Below are 18,224 nucleotides of genomic sequence, written 5' to 3' on the forward strand. Positions count from 1 at the left end.
GGATACTCTGATCAACTCCCAAAATTTGCGATAATCTCAGCATAACGAATGACGTCAGGATATGACCATGCAACAACGTCTTTTACGGATGCCGAACAGATTCACAAGAAGCGGAAAATACGTCGTGAGCGTTTTCTTGAGCGCATGGATAAACTCATCCCCTGGAACACGTTGGAAGACCTGATTCAACCCTTTTATTACCAGAATGTACGGCAGGCCTGCTTACCCTTTGTCGTCCATGTTGCGAATCCATACGATGCAGTTGTTTTACAATCTGAGCGATCCCGCTATGGAAGATGCGCTTTATGGAATCGACTCCATGCGCTGTTTTGCAAACCTTGACCTGACACGCAGCCTGCCCGATGAAACCACCATTCTGAAGTTCCGGCATTTGTTAGAGAAACAGGAGCTGGCCCGTAAAGTCTTCCAATGCATTAATGAGGAACTCCAGCAGTAAGGCACACGGATGGATGCCAGTATTCTTAGTGCACCCAGGTCAACCAAAAACAAAACGGGGAAGCGTGATCCAGAAGCGCCAGAGCAAGAAGGGCAATCAGTGGTATTCGGCATGAAGATATCTATCGGTGCCGATGATCTCAGAGGTGCGGTTTACTCGCTGGAAAAGGGCGTGCATAAACGTGACAAGCAAAAGAACCGGAGGTTGACTGGTTTATCGCCAAACGTCCCAGTCAGCGCAAACCGTGGGATAAGGATGATCCGAGAGAAAAAAGTCTCGATCCGAGCGTTAGTGAAACATCCCTTTCGGTATGTAAAGTAGGTGCTTGGTTACAGCAAAGCTCGTTACAAGGGGCTGAAGAAAAACATGGCCAGATTCTATATGTTGTTGGGTTTTGCCAACCTATTAATCACAGAGAAACATTATCCTGCATAGGGAAGGTGCGCCTGAAATCCGGTAAAATTGGGAAATCAGGCATAAAACGGAGCCGAAAGGCTCTCGAATATGAGTAGAAAGGGCTTTTGTGGCTCAAAAGTGTCTGGTAGCAGTTTAAACGGCAGAGCTGATGGGTTACGCAGAGGTTCCCTAAACTATTTCTGCTCTACTATTTTTGCCAAACGCTGTTGATCTCTTGCTCTGTTAGCGCGCGCCACTCACCTTCGCCCAGCTCTGGGTCAAGGGTAATATCACCGATTTTTTCTCTGTGCAGTTGTACTACCTTGTTGTCGATAGCTCCAAACATACGCTTAACTTGATGGTATTTACCTTCACTGATGCTCAGTTGTACTTCGGTATTGGTAATACGGTTAAGCAAGGCAGGCTTGGTTAATTCCAGTTCGCTGTGTAGCTGAACACCTTCTTTAAAGCGCTCTTCTGCGTCAGGGGCTAAAGGCTCTGCTAGCCAAACACGGTAGCGTTTCATGCACTGCTTTTTCGGTGAGGTGATTTGGTGAGACCATTGACCGTCATCGGTAATCAGTACTAAGCCTGTGGTATCAACATCCAGTCGACCAGCAATATGCAGCCCTTTGGTATGGGGCAGATCCATATCACTAAGAACCGATGGGTATTCTTCATCAATGGTTGAGCAGAGCGTATTGGCTAGCTTGTTTAGCATAAAGTAACGAGGCTTAACGGGGCCATAGCTGCGGCCATTAAACTCTATATTGGTATCATCGTTGACTTTAAAACTCGGGTCTTTAATGACCTCATCATTATGAGTGACTAGGCCTTGGCGTAAAACGCGTTTGGCTTCTACTCGGGAGATTCCCGTATGGTGGCAAATAAACTTATCAAGACGCATATTAGGTTAGGGGGCTCTTAGTTGGGTGATTGGGTGGTTTTAAGTGGTTAGGTCGTTAACTTGTGAACAAGCTATTCGTTGGAACGCTCTTCGCTTTTCATTAAATCGTAGCGGTAAATGATTGAATTGAGGCGGCGGTTTGATCGACAATATTCTGTCGAGCATTTTGTGAAATCCAAGCATTATGCGGCGTTACAATTAGGTTGAGTGTTTCATTTAACGCATCAAGCAAGCCATTTCCGTTAACCGGAGGTTCTTGGGTTAGTACATCGGTGGCATAACCACTAATACGCTTGCTTTTAAGTGCGGCAAGAATATCGGTTTCGTTTACGATACCGCCACGGGCACAGTTTACCACCAATAGTTCTGGTTTTACTTGAGCCAAACGCGCGGCGTTAATCAGGTTTTCGGTATTTTCTGTTAACGGGCAGTGTAGCGATAGAATATCTGCAGTTGGTAATAGGCGATCTAAAGAGGGTCGCTGGTCATTCTTTTCATTACCTGGGCGGGCACTAAAGCTGACCTTCATATCAAAGGCTTCTGCCAGTTGTGCCACTTTTGCCCCCAGAACACCGGCTCCGACAATCACTAAATGCTTACCTGCAAGTTCCGATACGGGGTGCTGCATTAGGCAAAACAGTGGACTGCTATTCCAGGCACCTTCTGCCACGGATTTTTGATATAAGGGCTGGCGAGTCGACAGCATTAACATCAGCATTAAGGTATGTTGAGCAACGCTATTGGTGCCGTAAGCGATAGCATTACAAACGGGGATACCGGCCTGTTGGGCGGCATCATGATCAATATTGTTGGTTCCTGTGGCTAAGACGCAGATTAACTTTAGTTGCTGGGCGTTTTTAATTTCGTGAGCATCAATAACAACTTTGTTGCTTAGGACTATATCTGCATCCTGGATACGTTCTTGGACTTGATCTGGCGCTGTTTCAGCATAGCTGACAAAAGAGCCTAAGGCTGCTTCAAGGCATGAAAAATCAAGATTATCGCCAAGACTGTCGGCATCAAGTAATACTCCCTTAAGGTTCAGAGGTGTATTTTTAAGAGGCATAGGTTTGCTCCTAGAGCTATTAAAGGCTAAATCACATGTTAAAAATTTGGACTAGTTTAAGTTATTCATGGCGTCAGGGTAAAACCTTTACTCGCGGTCAGTGGGTGCGCTTTGTGGGCTGGCTTGCGGTTGCTGCCGCATTTATGATTTACCTTGTTGCGAGTCGTTACCTGCCTTTTATTCAGGTTAGCGAGGCTCACAGCAGCCTGTACTTGCTTTCTGCTTACGTCGGGCACTTTGGCCTATTTCCGTTTTTGGCTTGGCTGTTAGTGTTTGTGCCTTTGGCTCTTTTGGTGCCCTCGCGCTGGTTGCTATTACCCCTCGGCTTTATGACGGTCTTTCTTGGGCTGGCTTTATTGGCGGTTGATACCACGGTTTATGCTCAATACCGTTTCCATCTGAGTGGTTTTGTCTGGGAGCTACTGACCGCGCCGGGTGCTGGAGAGATGATAAAGCTTTCTTGGTTTACGCTTGCTGTTATGGCGGGTACATTGCTGTTTATTGCTTTACTTGTACTTTGGTCGTTATCGCTAATCACTTTTATTGTTCAGGAACAAAAAGTCCAAGGCAAGGGAAAGTATCTCTTTGCGAGTTGGCTTGTGGCTATTGTTAGTAGCCAGCTGATGCATGTTTGGTACGAGGCGCATTATGACGCTGAGGTAACCGGTATTACGCGCCATTTACCTTTTTACTATCCGGTGACGGCAAAGCGGGATCTGGTCGAGTTGGGGTTGATTGACCCCAGTAGTATTAATCAAGAAATGGATCTGCATATTAAGAAGGGTAGCAATGCCCTTAAGTATCCTTTGAATCCCTTGCAGTGCCAGAAGCCGGAGTCCCCTCTTAATGTGCTTGTTATTGCCGTTGATGCGATGCGAGCGGATGTTTTTAATGCCGACGTTACGCCTCATCTATTTAAGCTAGCTCAGAGTGACTCTGCACAGGTTTTTACCGATCATTATAGTGGTGGAAATGTTACTAAAGGTGGAATCTTCTCTCTGTTTTTTGGTTTGCCACCAACCTATTGGGATGGCTTTGCCTCCGCTCAAGAGGGCGCGCTATGGATACGCCAACATCAACGTTTTGGCTATGATATAGGGGTTTTTAGCTCGGCTACGCTGCTAAGCCCTGCTTTTGATCGTACTGTTTTTCCAACCGTAGAAAATTTAAGGCTTCAGTCGGAAGGAGGCTCCCCCTCTGAGCGTGACCGGGATGCTATTACTGATTTTCAAACGTTTCTTTCCCATAGAACGCTTGGTTTGAATCAAGAAAAGGATCTCAATAAAGAGGAAAGCCCTGCGCCGTTTTTCAGTTTTATATTTTTAGATTCTGCCCACGGTTATGATGTTCCTAAGGGTTATGACAAATTTCAGCCTCAATGGGAGCGTGTTGATCACGTTAAACTGAATAATGATTTTGACCCCGTTCCGTACTTTAATCGTTATAAAAATGCGGTGGGTTATGTGGATGAGCAGATCTATCAGCTAGTTCAGAAACTCGATCAGGACGGTATACTGGATAATACCCTGCTGGTGATTACATCTGATCACGGCGAAGACTTTAATGATCTGGGTAAGAATTTTTGGGGGCATGGTAGTAGTTTCACTCAATATCAAACCAAAGTTCCTTTGATAATGCTGTGGCCTGGTAAGGGTCGGCAGGTATTTGATTATAGAACCAGCCATTACGATATGGCCCCTACGGTGCTATCTGGTGTGCTGGGTTGCTTAAATCCGCCATCAGATTACTCGATTGGTTATAATTTATTTGACGCTTCAAGTGCTCGAAGTTGGTTGCTTGTGCATAGTTATTTTAATTATGGACTTGTTTTAAAAGATAAAATTGTGGCAACGTACCCTACAGGTGGCTACGAGGTACTCTCTTTAGACAACGAAAAACTAAAGGGAGAACGTATGCCCAATAATATTGGTGTAGAAGTGTTACAAATCTTATCCAAATTTTATCGCTGATAATTGATATCTTGTACTTGCCTGTTTTGTTGTCGATTTAGTAGGATAGGGCTGCTTGTCAGGAAAAAATATAGAGTTTAAGCTTGAAACTCTTCAATATTGACTAAACACTGGATGGTAGCTGTGGATCGTCGAAGCATTTTAAAAGCATTATCAATCAGCGGATTTGTTGCCTTAGGCAGCGGGTCTGTAATGCGTCAGCTATTACAAGGTAATAGTTCAAGCCTTAGTGCTACGCCTTTTGCTGAGGATGATGCTGTTGCAGCACTTCCTGAAGTGCCTAAAAAACTCGCCGAAATAGTTGAAGATCATGCTGCAGGTGCTGACTTTCATGAGGTTTCTGCGCCATCCAAGCTTGAGCAACAAGTAGCCGACCTTAATGCAGATCTTGAGGCTGCTAAAGTTGATCCGCATGTTAAAGAGTACATGCAGAAAATACGCTATTTTGAAGGTGTGTTTGAAGACGATTATTTTATCAGCCCTGAAGAGTTTCAGCTGGTTAAAGATGCACTGGCTAGGATGTCTCGGGTTCAACGAACCGTTGGTCACGGCAACTTTAACTTGATTAGCTTTGATCAGATGATTAAGTATGGTCGCAACTTTTCTCAAGTAGGTGAATTTACCAAAGTTGAGCTGGAATATTTAGAGCAACTCTTTTTTGCCGATGCCCGAACGTATGGCTTCTATGGTGAAAAAGTGATGTCGGGTCTAACAGAGCGTATCCCTTCGCGAGATCTTCTTAAAATACCCAAAACGGGGCATTTCCTCTTTAAAGGTAAATCACAGGCTTTATACAACAAGCTAAGGAAAGATGTGGGTGAGGATATTGTGCTGACATCGGGTATTCGTGGCACGGTGAAGCAGATGTATCTTTACCTGTCCAAGGTGTCTCAAGCGGAAGGCAATATGTCTAAAGCTTCACGCTCTCTTGCTCCTCCTGGTTATTCATATCATGCCATTGGCGATTTTGATGTAGGCAAAGTAGGCTTCGGCTATAAAAACTTTACTGAAGATTTTGCAGATACTGATGTTTATAAGAAGCTTCAAGATCTGGGGTATATTGCAATCCGTTACACAGATGACAATAAGTTTGGCGTTCGCTACGAGCCTTGGCATATTCAAGTGGTTTAAACTTTAGCTATTGTGATTGTTTTCATAGAGAATGCACAGCCTTATAGCTGTGCATTTTTTTATGGGGTAATTTATGCTTTCATCATCAAAAGAGTCTTCATCGCAAAAAGAGTTAATGCCATTTTTCAGTGTGGCTCTTGTTGCTGGCGTTGTAATTATTGGGGGGTTATTTTGCACGCCAACCAATAGCGCGTTAACCGGCTGGGATCAATCGGTTAGCCAGATTGATGCAGGCGATTATCCAGCAGTAACACCTGTATCGTTGCATGGGCTGTTAGCACCGGGTACTGTTGCACAGAAAAAGTCTCGATTTTTTGCACTATTAAAGCCAATGGTCGAGATTGAAAATGCGCATATAGCAACACAGCGAGAGTGGCTGAAAGAGCTTGATGTGTCTCAATTGACAGAGCCCCAACAGAAGATCCTTGTCACCCTTCTTCAACGTTACAATGTCATTAATACCAGCCATAAAGCGTATCAGTTGCCAGGCTCTTCAAAACAGAAGCAGGCCTTAGTCAACCAATTAATGGGTCATGTGGCGCCGATACCGATAGAGCTTGTTCTTGTTCAGGCTGCCAATGAGTCTGCTTGGGGGCGGTCTCGTTTTGCCCAGCAAGGTAATAATTTATTCGGGCAATGGTGCTTTAGCCAAGGTTGTGGTCTTGTGCCGAAACAGCGACCCGAAGGGCAGTATCATGAAGTAGCGGCCTTTCGCTCACCTCAGTTGAGTATTCGAGCTTACCTGCAAAATTTGAATGGTTTTTCAGCTTATGAAAAATTGCGTGTGGCCCGTGCTCAACGACCAGATCTAACCGGGGCGGAACAAGCTCTTTATTTAGCGAATTATCTAGGGCGCTACTCCCAGAGAGGCCAAGCCTACGTTGATGAACTGAAAGCTATGATTAAGAGCAATAAAGCTTTGATTGAAAGCATATCAGCCGAAAATCTCCAGTAAAATTTACTCTCGTTTAGCGGTATGATTCAGTTATCTGCATTTAAAGCAGAGCCAAAATAAAGAGAGCCAAGAGTTTTTATGACGACTAAACAGGCTGTAACCGTTTTAGGTGGTGGAAGTTTCGGTACTGCAATCGCAAGCATTGCAGCAGATAATGGCTACCCAGTCATTCAATGGTTGCGCGATGAACGGCTAGCTGATGATATTAATAGCAAGCGTCGTAACACTCGTTATCTTCCTGATTATGAAATTAATAGCAATGTAGAGGCGACAACTGATGTTGTGGCTGCGGTTGCTCATGCCGATATTATTTTTGTTGCGATTCCCAGTAAAGCCTTTGCCATTGTGGTTGATCAAGTTGCTCATTGTCTTCGTCCTGATCAGATTATGATTAGTACGGCCAAGGGTATCCAAGAGGACGGTTTTTTATTGATGTCCGAGATTTTGCGCAGCCATACGCCAAGCCAGCATATTGGCGTGTTAAGTGGGCCTAATCTTGCCAGTGAGATTGCACAAAAGCAGATGACCGCTACGGTGGTCGCTAGTGAAGATGCTCTAACACGAGAAATTATTCAGGAAGTGCTGGGCTGTGATTACTTTAGAGTGTACGCCAGTAATGACCTATTTGGTGTAGAGCTTGGCGGTGCCCTTAAAAATATTTATGCCATTGCTGCAGGTATGGCTTCGGCGCTTGGTGTGGGTGAAAATACCAAGAGTATGCTGATTACTCGCAGCCTTGCAGAAATGAGCCGTTTTGCCGTTAGCATGGGCGCTAACCCGATGACTTTTTTAGGTCTTTCTGGCGTAGGCGATCTTATTGTCACCTGTATGTCACCCTTAAGTCGTAATTTTAGGGTTGGCTATGCCTTAGGAAAAGGAAAGAAACTGGATGATGCCGTGGCAGAACTTGGCCAAGTAGCGGAAGGGGTTAACACGATTCGTCTTGTTAGAAATAAGGCGGTTGAGATGCAGGTTTATATGCCGCTGGCCTGTGGCTTATATGAGGTTTTATTTAATAATCTTCCGGTTGAAAAGGTTATTCGTGGTTTAATGTCGGGAGAGCAGAGCACTGATGTTGAGTTTGTTTTACCCCGCTCCTCTTAATTAAAGGGAAATCTGGCAATGAATGATAAGAAGCAAGGTATCGCCACCGAAGTATTTTGGCTGCGTATTATTTTTATGTTGTTTTTTTTGCTGGCCTATCAGGTCGCAGAAATTCTGCTGGGCATCAGTATTGTGCTGCAGGTTATTTTTATCGCCTTTTCCGGTGAGAAAAACTTATTTCTCCAGCAAGCTGGCGCGGGATTGTCCCGTTACGCTTATCAGGTTTACCGGTATTTGACTTATAACTGTGAAGAAAAACCGTTTCCTTTTTCTCCTTGGCCCCAAGGCGAAGCTCCTGATGCGGACCCTTATCAGGCAAAAGATCAAGATTAATGGCGATGCGTTTGGTTCTATTTCGACATGGGGAAGCCGGTCGTGCTACCCGAGATTTTGAACGTTGCTTAACAGGCCGAGGCGTGTCAGACGTTCGAAAAATGGCCTGCACCATAGACTCTTATTTAAGCGGTGCCACGGCATATTACAGCCCTTATCTAAGAGCTAAGCAAACGTGTCATGAGATTCAGCGTAATACGGAGCTGAAATCCAGCCATACCCAACCATTAATCACCCCAGAGGATGATCCGCTAGCGGTTATCGACTGGCTTAGCACGCTTTCTGAAAACGATGGGGATAGCACTCTTTTGTTAGTGACCCATCAACCTCTTGTGAGCCGGTTGATCAGTTTATTGGTCAATGGCCACGAGCAAGGCTTTTATCCAATGGCAACAGCCTCTGTAACAATTTTAGAAGCTGATGTTTGGGGCCTTGGCCTAGCCCATGTAGTGACGGTGATCCATGCCGCAGATTTGGAGTAATCTGTGATTAACTTTGAACCCTTTCGACAGAGTTTTGATTTTTGGCATAAACAGGGACTGAACCAGTATTGTCGGTTGATACGAGATCAGCTAGAAAGTGCTATGTTGCGTCCAAAAAAGCCTCACGGCTTAATTGTTAGCGAACAAAACGCTAATGGTATTAAGTCTGAGCTTCTATATTGGGACCACGACGCCCCTCGCCGCTATGTGCTTTATCTTCATGGTGGTGGTTATGTTTTAGGCTCGATTGACACCCATCGAGAACTAGCGGCTCAAATAGCCCATAGAGCCAATGCTCGTGTGCTGCTTATTGAGTACCGGCTTGCACCCGAAGGGCCTTACCCAGCGGGTCTTAATGATGCTGAGGCAGCTTATCAATGGTTGATTGATGTTGGTGTTACACCTCAGCAGATCGCTTTTGCGGGTGATTCTGCCGGTGGCGGTTTAGCTTTGGCTTTAATGCAACGTATGAAAGCTCGTGGGCAAGAATTACCCGCGGCAGGTGTGTTTCTTTCACCTTGGGTTGATCTTACGTGTACAACGCCTAGCTTAGACACCAATACGCCAACGGATATGGTCTTAAATAAAGCTCAAATGCAAAGTTTTGCCCATGTGTATGCAGGCAAAGAGCGTTTAGATTCTAAGGGTGTATCGCCATTGTTTGGTGATTTATCTGGATTGCCACCTAGTTTGGTTCAGGTGAGTCGACAAGAGCTTTTGTTAGATGATGGTATTCGTTTAGCCGAAGGTTTGGAGAAAGCGGGATCTGTTGTCCAGATTAGCAAATGGAGTCAGATGCCCCATGTTTGGCAGCTATTGCATCGTTACCTTCCTCAGGCAGATGAAGCGTTAAAAGAGGTGGGTGAGTTTTTACAGGCGAGAGTTCAAGGGGAACGTTAAACCGTTCGTTTTGAGACAGCAATATCTACTATTCATTCGTTTGATGATAGATGTCTTATCTGTTAAAAGCCGCCATTTATGGGCGGCTTTTTTTTAATCTTTTTTTCACTTTAGCTCAACAGCGCTACGGCTAGGTTAACTCAAACCAGTGCAGTAAAAATACACCAAGCGTTATGCTAATCGTTGAGCCAACCGTTGTGAGAGCAACAATGTTTGCTGCCAACGGGCCGTTTGCGCCCATCGCCTTCGCCATGACAAAACTGCCTGCGGCTGTTGGACTGGCAAAATAGAGGAATAAAACCCCTAGGGTTTGACCTGTCCAGCCTAAAGACCAAGCTCCGGCTGTCATCAGGATAGGAAGAATCGCAAGCTTCATCGTTGTGGCCCCCCAGGAGGCTAATGATGAGGCCCGTAGCGCTTTTAGGCTTAATGAGGCTCCAATACAGAGCAAGGCTAAGGGTAGGGTCATCCCAGAAAAATAAGTACCGGTTTTAAGCACTAAAGGTGGGAGCGTCCACTGGAAATAGGAGACAGGTAGCGCCAGCAGTACCGATAAAATAAGCGGGTTTTTGGCGATATCGACAAAAATAGGCTTCCAGCCTAAGCCCGCGCGCTCAGGTTGAGAGGTGCTAAGGGCGATCACCGAAAGAATATTGTAGATAATAATTAAACAGCCTAGAAGCAGTGAGGCAATAGGTAAGCCCGCTTCACCAAACTGATTGGCCACTAAAGCCATGCCAATAATACCCTGATTACCCCGGAAACTGCCTTGGATAAAGACACCACGATCCGCTGGTACGGATACTAAATAGCGAGCGGCCCAAATCAGAAAGAAAAAACTCACTAGAGTAACCAGTGCGGCATAAAGCAACACGTTAGGGTCTAGGCTTTCTTTAAGATTGGTTTTACTGATATTAAGAAAGACAAGTGTTGGCAGGGCAACACGAAATACCAGTGTTGAGGCTATTTTGACAAAATGATCATCCAGCCATCGCCATTGTTTAAAGAGTACCCCTAAGAACACAATAATAAAAACTGGGGCGGTAATCTCAAGTGTGGCGCTAAGGGAGTTTAAAAAGGCATCCATTAGCTTGACTGACTAATCTGCCATGCAGCAAAGGCAATAGCCGCTAATATCGTAATAAAAAAGCTTAAGTTACGTTTTCTTTTAACCTCAGGAGAACGACTAGGACGTTTGGATTTATCAGGATCAAGGCTCATTAGATTTCCTCTGTGCTCTGCCAAAAGGGTGATTTATCGGGGATGCTGACTTTACTTTGAGCACGCCCTTCCTGCAAGTTGATTAATTATTCCTAGGGGCAAAACCTCTGTTGTCTTGTGCTTCTTGAGTCTAGGTATAAAAATCAAACGTACGTTTGCTTTGGAGCCTGTTATGTCAATCATTCAATTTGCCCATGCCAATGGCTTTCCTATGGGAAGTTATCGCGTGATGTTCGAAGCCTTAGGTCACGGGTTTGACCTGCAAGGTATTTCTCATATAGGCCATGATCCCCGCTGGCCGGTAGCGAATAACTGGGATGCCTTAGCCGATGAGCAGCTCGACCTTTTAAGTAAGAGCCCTGAACCTGTCTGGGGAATAGGCCACTCACTCGGTGGGGTCTTAATGTACCGAGCAGCCTTAAAAGCGCCGCATTATTTCAAAGGGCTTATTTTACTTGATCCTCCGCTCTATATTTCTGGCCTGCGCCCTTGGATGCTAAAAGTAGCCAAACGAGCGGGACGTATCGACCGTATTACCCCAGCCCGTCGCAGTCGATATCGTAAAAAAAGCTGGCCAGATGAACAGGCTGTTATGGATTATTTGCAATCGCGTTCTTTATTTCAGCATTTTGATGAGCGGTGCTTGGCTGATTATGTCTCAGCGGGAACCCGTGCTGAATCTGGGCAAAGGGTGCTCAGCTTTTTACCGGAAGTGGAGTATCAGATTTACTGTGGTATTGCGGACAACCTATGGGGTTCAGGCCGGAAAATAAAGGTTCCTATCTCAGTGTTAACCAGTGAAACGGCATCGGTCATTCCTCCCGATGGGCTACGAGGTATTAAGCGTTTAGGTTTTAATTGGGATGTGGCAAAAGGCAGTCATTTATTCCCTCTTGAGCATCCCGAGTCGACAGCTCAACAGATTAAAGCCATGATGAAGCGAATGCAGGTTAGCCAATAATAACAACATCGATAATAAGCATGACGGGAGCGCCAACGATGCAGGAACCGATACCTTTCCAAATCGACTTAGACTATGTGTCTCTTTCTGGCTTACGCTGGGGTAAGGGGCATCATCAACCGGTATTAGCAATGCACGGCTGGCTGGATAATTGTCAAAGTTTTAGTCAAATTGCCCCTTTGTTGGCTGAAGCCTGTGATTTAGATATTTGGGCGGTTGATTTGGTAGGGCATGGCCATTCCAGTCATCGACCTAAGGGATCTTACTACCATATCTGGGATAACGTTATCGATATGGCTCTGCTTATGGATGCTCAGGGTTGGGAGCAAGTCGATCTATTAGGTCATTCAATGGGAGCCGGTGTTGCCACCTTAATGGCTGGCGCTATACCTGACCGCATTAGGCGCGTGGCTTTAATTGAAGGTTTGGGGCCGCTAGCAACGCCGGCGGATGAGTCTCCGCAGCAGCTATCACAAGCCTTGGGGCGTTATCGCTTACAGGGCGGTCAATCACAAAGTGATCCATCGCAGGCTCGTCAGTCACAACATCATAAAACAAAGTCTTATAAAGCACCGCCTTGCTACGCTACGGTTGATGAGGCGGCTAAGGCGCGCATGAAGGGTATTGGTGAGATCAGTTATCAAGCAGCGCTTCCGTTAACCGAAAGAGGAACATGGCAGGATAGTGATGGTTTGCGCTGGCGCTCAGATGCCCGTCTGCGTATACCGTCACCGGTGCGATTGACCGAAGCACAGGTTTACAGCTTTTGTGCCGCCATAACGGCACCTACTTGCTTGGTTATTGGTGAGCAGGGCTTTTTAGTTAATGGCGATAATACCCCGCTACGAAAAGAAAAGGTGGCGGATATCCAGCAGCATATTTTGCCTGGCAATCATCATCTTCATCTGGAGCTTGAAAGCGCACCGGCTGTTGCAGGTACCTTGATCCAGTTTTGGCAGAATGCATAAAAATGTTGATAAAGAGAAGGTTAAGAGAAAAGAGGTTAAACGAATTTTTCAGTACATTTGCAGTCTAGGTAGACATAATGGTGCTTGATACGCTCATACTGACCGAAGCCCATCTTTTATTCTTTTAAACCGATATGCCATCTTTTAAACCAGAGAGGATCACCGTGACTGTATTGACTATGCTAAACACCCGTGCTGTTCAGCGCCTAAGGTGTGCTGTGTTATCACTTTTGCTTTTGTCCGCAGGATCGTTAGTCCAAGCGGATCAAGGTTTGGCCTCTTACCCGTTAGCCGAGCAGGAGATGACGAAGAGTAGTACTGAAAGTCAGCATTTACTGGCAACGGGGCGTATTCAGAATAAAAACGGAGAACCCTTTCCAGAAACGTGGTTAAACCTGCCTGGGGGAACGCTAAACCAAACGATGTACCGTATTCGTTCTACCCGAGATACCGATGATATTTTAGAGCATTACCAAAAACAGTTGCAGCAACCCGGTCGTGAGATTTTATTTGAATGTAGTGGCCGTGAATGTGGTAGTAGTAGCGACTGGGCTAATCGGGTGTTTAAGGTGTCGACGCTTTATGGTGTCGATCGAAAGCAACACTATATCGCTGGGCGCAAAGATGATGGTGATTGGTCTGATTATATCTCGGTCTATATCACCGAGCGTGGTACCGGACGCATTTACGCCTACGTGCAGCATTACCGCGTAAAAGCAGAAGAAATAGATCAAAAAGGCGTGCAGAAGACGCTCTTCCAGCAATTAAAAGAGACAGGGTGGGTGCGTTTACCGGCTACCGCTGACGGTCAGATTGAAGAGGGTGCGAATAGCACAGTACAGGCGCTAGTAAAGCAACTACAAAACTCTAATGACCGCTACTGGCTGGTCGCTCACCATTACGGCAAGGGCAATAGCCAAGAGACGCTACAAGAAAAATCGGAGAAAGCGGCAAAGCGCTTACTTAAGTCTTTGCAGCATTTTGGTTTATCTGAGGATAAAGCCAGCGCGAAAGGGCTTGGCGGACTCGCTCCGACAAAGGACTCTGTTGTCTATGGCGGTCGAATCGAGCTGTTGATTCAGCAGTAAACAATTGATAAAAGAAGGGGCTACTGGCCCCATTCCTTTGTTTTGAGCAGAACATACACCGCTCCTGTGCCGCCATCCGCGGGTAAACAGGAGTGGAAGGCGATCACATCAGGCATCTGCCGCAGCCAAGCGTTAACGTAGGATTTAAGCTCCGCCCGCCCGCTACCTTCCGTCCAAGACTTACCGTGCACCACTATCACATTTCTAAAGCGACGGGCACGACAGTCTTGAATAAATCCGTAAAGCTCCGCCCGTGCTTCTTCTACACTTTGTCCGTGAAGGTCTAACCCTTCCTGCCAGGTCATCTCACCTTTTTTAAACTCCTGAAAAGTACGCAGGGGTAAGTCCGGTACTTTAAAGCTTAAAAGATCACTGGGTTTTTTATCGGGAATATTACCTTCAGAAAGATGGTCGACTATAAATTTTTCATCAACGGCGGTGGCTGCCGCACGTTTAACATCGACATTGATATCTTTCTTTTTCGGTTTCTTTAAGATGACCTTGTCGCTTTTGATCTGCTTGACACCACTCATGGCGGAACGGAAAAGATCCATATCGTCAGACGCATCATCAATTGATGCATCGTTGAACGGGGTATCATTTGGCTGAAATATTTTACTCATGATTTTGCTCGGTATTCTGGATGGCGCAACGATACCAGATGAACACTGAGGCGCAATTGGTTTATAGCAAACGATAGCTGGGTTAAACTTAACGTAAGGCTGATTATTGGAGAACACCCGTGCCACAAAGCAAAACGCTAACAGATATTTCCCAGCAATTGTTTACTATTCGTGATTATGTTCGCTGGACTTTTTCCCAGCTTAATCACCACAACGTCTATTTTGGACACGGAACTGATAATGCATGGGATGAAGCGGTGCACTTGGTGCTAGGTAGCCTGCACCTGCCTTGGGACTTTGATCCAACAATGCTGGATGCGCGTATTACCCGTGATGAAGCTATGGTCGTTTTGAGTCATGTTGAGAAGCGCTGCTTAGATCGTGTTCCGTTGGCTTATTTATTGGGAGAGTCTTGGTTTGCAGGCTTACCCTTTAATGTTGATCACCGTGTTTTGGTGCCTCGTTCTCCAATAAGTGAATTGATTCAAAATCACTTTGAACCTTGGTTGATAGAAGAACCTGTTCGTGTTCTTGATCTTTGCACCGGCAGCGGATGCATTGGTATCGCAACCGCTTACGCTTTTCCTTACGCACGGGTTGATTTAGCCGATATATCAGAGGAAGCATTATGCGTTGCCCGTAGTAACGTTGAACGCCACGACCTTGCGGATCAAGTAACGGTTTATCAGTCGGATCTGTTTGACGATCTGCCAGCGGATGCCCGTTATGATCTTATCGTTTCTAATCCGCCTTATGTTGATGAAGAAGACTTAACCGCGATGGCTGATGAATATCAGCATGAGCCGGCGTTAGGTTTAGGCTCTGGCATTGATGGTTTAGATATTACCCGCCGTATGCTACGGGATGCGCCACGGTATTTGTCAGAGCAAGGCGTGTTAATTTGTGAAGTCGGCAATAGCGAGGTTGCGTTACAAGAAGCCTTCCCAGAGGTGCCTTTTCTATGGCTAGAGTTTGAAATGGGCGGGCAAGGTGTTTTTATGCTGACAGCAGAACAGTTGATTGAGTTTGCAGATCAGTTTGCTTTAGAGGCTTGCTGAGATAGAGCAATACTCCAGAATCGAATTTAAAGAATAAATAATGCCCTAAGGGGCAATGCAAGAGAGAGTGTCATGTCTGGTAATAGCTTTGGAAAACTGTTCACCCTGACCACCTTTGGTGAAAGCCACGGCCCTGCCTTAGGCGCCATTATTGATGGCTGTCCTCCGGGGCTAGAATTGACGGCAGAGGATTTGCAGATTGATTTAGATCGCCGGAAACCGGGTACGTCTCGCCATACCACTCAGCGCCGTGAGCCTGATGAGGTGGAAATTTTATCCGGTGTCTTTGAAGGTAAAACCACTGGCACGGCGATCGGCCTGATGATTAAAAATACCGATCAGCGCTCGAAAGATTACTCCAATATTGCACAGCAGTATCGGCCAGCCCATGCGGATTACACCTACAATCAGAAGTACGGTTTCCGTGATTACCGTGGCGGTGGACGCTCTTCTGCCCGTGAAACTGCTATGCGGGTTGCCGCTGGCGCGATTGCAAAAAAATACCTTAAAGAGCGTTTAGGTATCGAGGTACGGGGATATTTGTCTCAGCTTGGCCCCATTAAGGTCGAAAAGATTGATTGGGACTTGGTTAATACCAATGCTTTTTTCTGCCCTGATGCGGATAAAGTTCCTGAAATGGAACGCTATATGGATGCTTTGCGAAAAGAAGGGAATTCAGTCGGCGCAAAAGTGACCGTTGTTGCAAGCCATGTACCGCCAGGATTGGGAGAGCCTATCTTTGATCGTCTGGATGCAGAGCTTGCCCATGCTTTAATGAGCATTAATGCAGTTAAAGGTATCGAGATTGGCGCGGGCTTTGATTCTGTGGCACAAAAGGGAACGGAGCACCGAGATGAAATGACACCGGAAGGCTTTTTATCCAATCATGCCGGTGGTGTTTTGGGGGGGATCTCATCCGGTCAAGATATTGTAGCTCATATCGCACTAAAACCAACCTCTAGCCTGCATCTACCCGGTAAGAGCATCAACCTTGATGGTGAGCCTGTTGAGGTGGTCACGAAAGGTCGTCACGACCCCTGTGTTGGGATTCGAGCGACACCGATAGCTGAAGCGATGATGGCGATTACTTTGATGGACCATTACCTGCGCCACCGTGCCCAGTGTGGTGATGTTGAGATGCCGACCCCTATCGTACCTGCTACGGTTTAATTGGCACAAAGCTTGATGCCCCGTGCTTTAATAATAAAAAGTACCTCGGCTATTTGGTCGGGGTATTTTTTTGTCTGATGACCTTTTACCGATCCTTTCATAATATCGTTGGAGTTGCTTTTCTATGGCCGTAAAAGCCTATTGGCCGTTGTCATCGGTCTATTTTTTCTATTTTGCGGTGCTAGGAGCAACCAACCCCTACTGGGGTTTATACCTTCAGTCTTTAGGCTTTGGTACAGAAGAAATTGGAGCCTTAATGGCGGTGTTTATTGCCACCAAGCTTGTTGCGCCTAACCTTTGGAGTTACTGGGCTGATCGTAATAATGCACATATCCCTGTTATGCGGATTGGTGCACTTTTAACCCCTTTAAGTTTTCTCGCTGTATATCTTCAGCAAGGATTCTGGACGATGGCGGCGGCGATGGTTTTATACAGTTTTTTTTGGAATGCCATCTTACCGCAATATGAAGTGATTACCCTTAGAGCGATTAAGGGATATGAAGATCGTTATAGTCAGATACGATTGTGGGGCTCGATTGGCTTTATTGCTGCGGTCGCCGGTTTGGGTTGGCTGCTGGATATAGTGGACGTGACCTATTTGCCGGTGTCCATTTTTGTGATTATGGGCTTGATGGCCCTAAGTTCATGGTTTATCCCTTCACCTGTGGTACTCAATGAACGTTTAGCGGATAACGATAGTCTAAGGCCCTGCGTTGAGGTTGATCGTAACGATCTAGCTGTTAAGCCTAATAATAAGCATTTTTTATGTATATTGGCGACACCTCCGGTCTGGGTGTTTTTATTGGCCGTGGTATTGATGCAGGTTTCCCATGGCCCCTATTATACGTTTTTCTCCATCTTTATGGAGGAGATTGGCTATAGCCGGACGTTGATCGGATTGCTATGGTCATTAGGTGTAATGGCTGAAGTAATTATTTTCGCCATAATGCACCGATTATTAGCACGGTTTAAAGCCGAAGATATTTTGCTAGTGAGTTTAGTACTGGCAGCACTACGTTGGGGGTTAACTGGTTTTTTCTCTGATGTATTGCCTATGCTGTTGTTATTACAGTTGTTGCATGCGGCGAGTTTTGGCAGTTTTCATGCAGCATCGATTGCTTTAGTGCAGCGGTTTTTTAAAGGGAACCATGCGGCTCAGGGGCAAGCTATTTATAGCAGTCTTGGCTTTGGTATTGGCGGTGCGCTTGGTGCTTGGGGGAGTGGTTTACTCTGGCAGCAGGCCGGTGCAGAGGTTAGTTATCTAACAGCAGGTCTTGCTGCAGGTTTAGGCGCGACCTTAATTTGGCTGTCTTTATGGCGACATCGCCAGTATTGGGCCTCGTAGCGTGACTGTAAAGTCGTTAACAGTCGCACAGATTTCTTTTGTGCAGTTGCAACATAATGTGGCAGCGAGTTACATTAGTACTAACCTCC

General features: G+C 45.9%; 18 protein-coding genes and 1 pseudogene. 14 read left to right on the top strand and 5 right to left on the bottom strand.

All coding sequences use genetic code 11. The features are described from left to right. The first annotated feature begins 48 nt into the window (after positions 1–48). A pseudogene (locus G517_RS20490) lies at positions 49–892 on the top strand (IS5 family transposase). A 169-nt stretch (positions 893–1,061) separates the two neighbouring features. On the opposite strand, the gene rsuA reads toward G517_RS20490, so the two are convergent. Next, positions 1,062–1,760, bottom strand: a complete 699-nt coding sequence (gene rsuA / locus G517_RS0108640; protein WP_028304077.1) for a 16S rRNA pseudouridine(516) synthase RsuA — start codon at positions 1,758–1,760, stop codon at positions 1,062–1,064. Positions 1,761–1,860: 100 nt separating this feature from the next. Continuing rightward, entirely contained in the window at positions 1,861–2,826 is a 966-nt protein-coding gene (locus tag G517_RS0108645) for a D-2-hydroxyacid dehydrogenase (RefSeq protein WP_036590967.1), read from the bottom strand. Positions 2,827–2,861: 35 nt separating this feature from the next. Between G517_RS0108645 and G517_RS0108650 the strand changes: the two genes are divergently transcribed. The 7 genes from G517_RS0108650 (at position 2,862) to G517_RS18440 (ending at position 9,701) form a co-directional block, all read left to right on the top strand. Further along, positions 2,862–4,796 carry a DUF3413 domain-containing protein gene (locus G517_RS0108650; RefSeq protein ID WP_051206242.1) on the top strand — a complete coding sequence of 645 codons (1,935 nt, stop codon included), beginning with the start codon at positions 2,862–2,864 and terminating at the stop codon, positions 4,794–4,796. 123 nt (positions 4,797–4,919) lie between these two features. Then, positions 4,920–5,927: a D-alanyl-D-alanine carboxypeptidase family protein gene (locus tag G517_RS18425; protein ID WP_051206243.1), complete on the top strand. Its 1,008-nt coding sequence runs from the start codon at positions 4,920–4,922 to the stop codon at positions 5,925–5,927. A 73-nt stretch (positions 5,928–6,000) separates the two neighbouring features. Further along, the gene (locus G517_RS18430; RefSeq protein ID WP_051206244.1) at positions 6,001–6,882 is read left to right on the top strand and encodes a glucosaminidase domain-containing protein; all 882 of its coding nucleotides are present in this window, start codon (positions 6,001–6,003) and stop codon (positions 6,880–6,882) included. A 78-nt stretch (positions 6,883–6,960) separates the two neighbouring features. Next, complete coding sequence (locus G517_RS18435) at positions 6,961–7,986, top strand: NAD(P)H-dependent glycerol-3-phosphate dehydrogenase (protein ID WP_036590991.1); 1,026 nt, start codon at positions 6,961–6,963, stop codon at positions 7,984–7,986. Between the two features lie 18 nt (positions 7,987–8,004). Continuing rightward, positions 8,005–8,319 (top strand): DUF4389 domain-containing protein, encoded by a 315-nt coding sequence (locus tag G517_RS0108670; RefSeq protein ID WP_028304081.1) that lies wholly within the window; start codon positions 8,005–8,007, stop codon positions 8,317–8,319. Continuing rightward, positions 8,319–8,801 carry a SixA phosphatase family protein gene (locus G517_RS0108675; protein ID WP_051206245.1) on the top strand — a complete coding sequence of 161 codons (483 nt, stop codon included), beginning with the start codon at positions 8,319–8,321 and terminating at the stop codon, positions 8,799–8,801. Before G517_RS0108670 ends, G517_RS0108675 begins: the two co-directional genes overlap by 1 nt. Positions 8,802–8,804: 3 nt before the next feature. Next, the gene (locus G517_RS18440; protein WP_051206246.1) at positions 8,805–9,701 is read left to right on the top strand and encodes an alpha/beta hydrolase; all 897 of its coding nucleotides are present in this window, start codon (positions 8,805–8,807) and stop codon (positions 9,699–9,701) included. A 130-nt stretch (positions 9,702–9,831) separates the two neighbouring features. Here the strand turns inward: G517_RS18440 and G517_RS0108685 are convergent, their stop codons facing one another. Then, entirely contained in the window at positions 9,832–10,788 is a 957-nt protein-coding gene (locus tag G517_RS0108685) for an AEC family transporter (protein WP_028304083.1), read from the bottom strand. Next, positions 10,788–10,922: a hypothetical protein gene (locus tag G517_RS21220; protein ID WP_281167506.1), complete on the bottom strand. Its 135-nt coding sequence runs from the start codon at positions 10,920–10,922 to the stop codon at positions 10,788–10,790. The genes G517_RS0108685 and G517_RS21220 overlap by 1 nt, the downstream gene beginning before the upstream one ends. 172 nt (positions 10,923–11,094) lie before the next feature. Here G517_RS21220 and G517_RS0108695 point away from each other — a divergent pair, with 172 nt between their 5' ends. From G517_RS0108695 to G517_RS20100, 3 genes are all read left to right on the top strand, one after another. Further along, entirely contained in the window at positions 11,095–11,883 is a 789-nt protein-coding gene (locus G517_RS0108695) for an alpha/beta fold hydrolase (RefSeq protein WP_036590970.1), read from the top strand. Between the two features lie 38 nt (positions 11,884–11,921). Then, a complete protein-coding gene (locus G517_RS0108700; protein WP_028304085.1) occupies positions 11,922–12,851 on the top strand; it encodes an alpha/beta hydrolase in 930 nt (309 codons plus the stop codon). Between the two features lie 164 nt (positions 12,852–13,015). Beyond that, positions 13,016–13,939 carry a DUF4892 domain-containing protein gene (locus G517_RS20100; RefSeq protein WP_157833175.1) on the top strand — a complete coding sequence of 308 codons (924 nt, stop codon included), beginning with the start codon at positions 13,016–13,018 and terminating at the stop codon, positions 13,937–13,939. A gap of 20 nt (positions 13,940–13,959) precedes the next feature. Here G517_RS20100 and G517_RS0108710 read toward each other — a convergent pair whose 3' ends face one another. Then, the gene (locus tag G517_RS0108710) at positions 13,960–14,562 is read right to left on the bottom strand and encodes a Smr/MutS family protein (protein WP_157833176.1); all 603 of its coding nucleotides are present in this window, start codon (positions 14,560–14,562) and stop codon (positions 13,960–13,962) included. Between the two features lie 119 nt (positions 14,563–14,681). Here G517_RS0108710 and prmB point away from each other — a divergent pair, with 119 nt between their 5' ends. From prmB to G517_RS18450, 3 genes are all read left to right on the top strand, one after another. After that, positions 14,682–15,620 (top strand): 50S ribosomal protein L3 N(5)-glutamine methyltransferase, encoded by a 939-nt coding sequence (gene prmB, locus G517_RS0108715; protein WP_036590973.1) that lies wholly within the window; start codon positions 14,682–14,684, stop codon positions 15,618–15,620. 72 nt (positions 15,621–15,692) lie between these two features. Then, a complete protein-coding gene (gene aroC, locus G517_RS0108720; protein WP_028304088.1) occupies positions 15,693–16,790 on the top strand; it encodes a chorismate synthase in 1,098 nt (365 codons plus the stop codon). 124 nt (positions 16,791–16,914) lie between these two features. Beyond that, positions 16,915–18,135: an MFS transporter gene (locus tag G517_RS18450; RefSeq protein WP_036590976.1), complete on the top strand. Its 1,221-nt coding sequence runs from the start codon at positions 16,915–16,917 to the stop codon at positions 18,133–18,135. Positions 18,136–18,224: the final 89 nt, after the last annotated feature.

The organism is Oceanospirillum maris DSM 6286 (genome assembly GCF_000422865.1).
Taxonomy (GTDB): Bacteria; Pseudomonadota; Gammaproteobacteria; order Pseudomonadales; family Halomonadaceae; genus Oceanospirillum; species Oceanospirillum maris.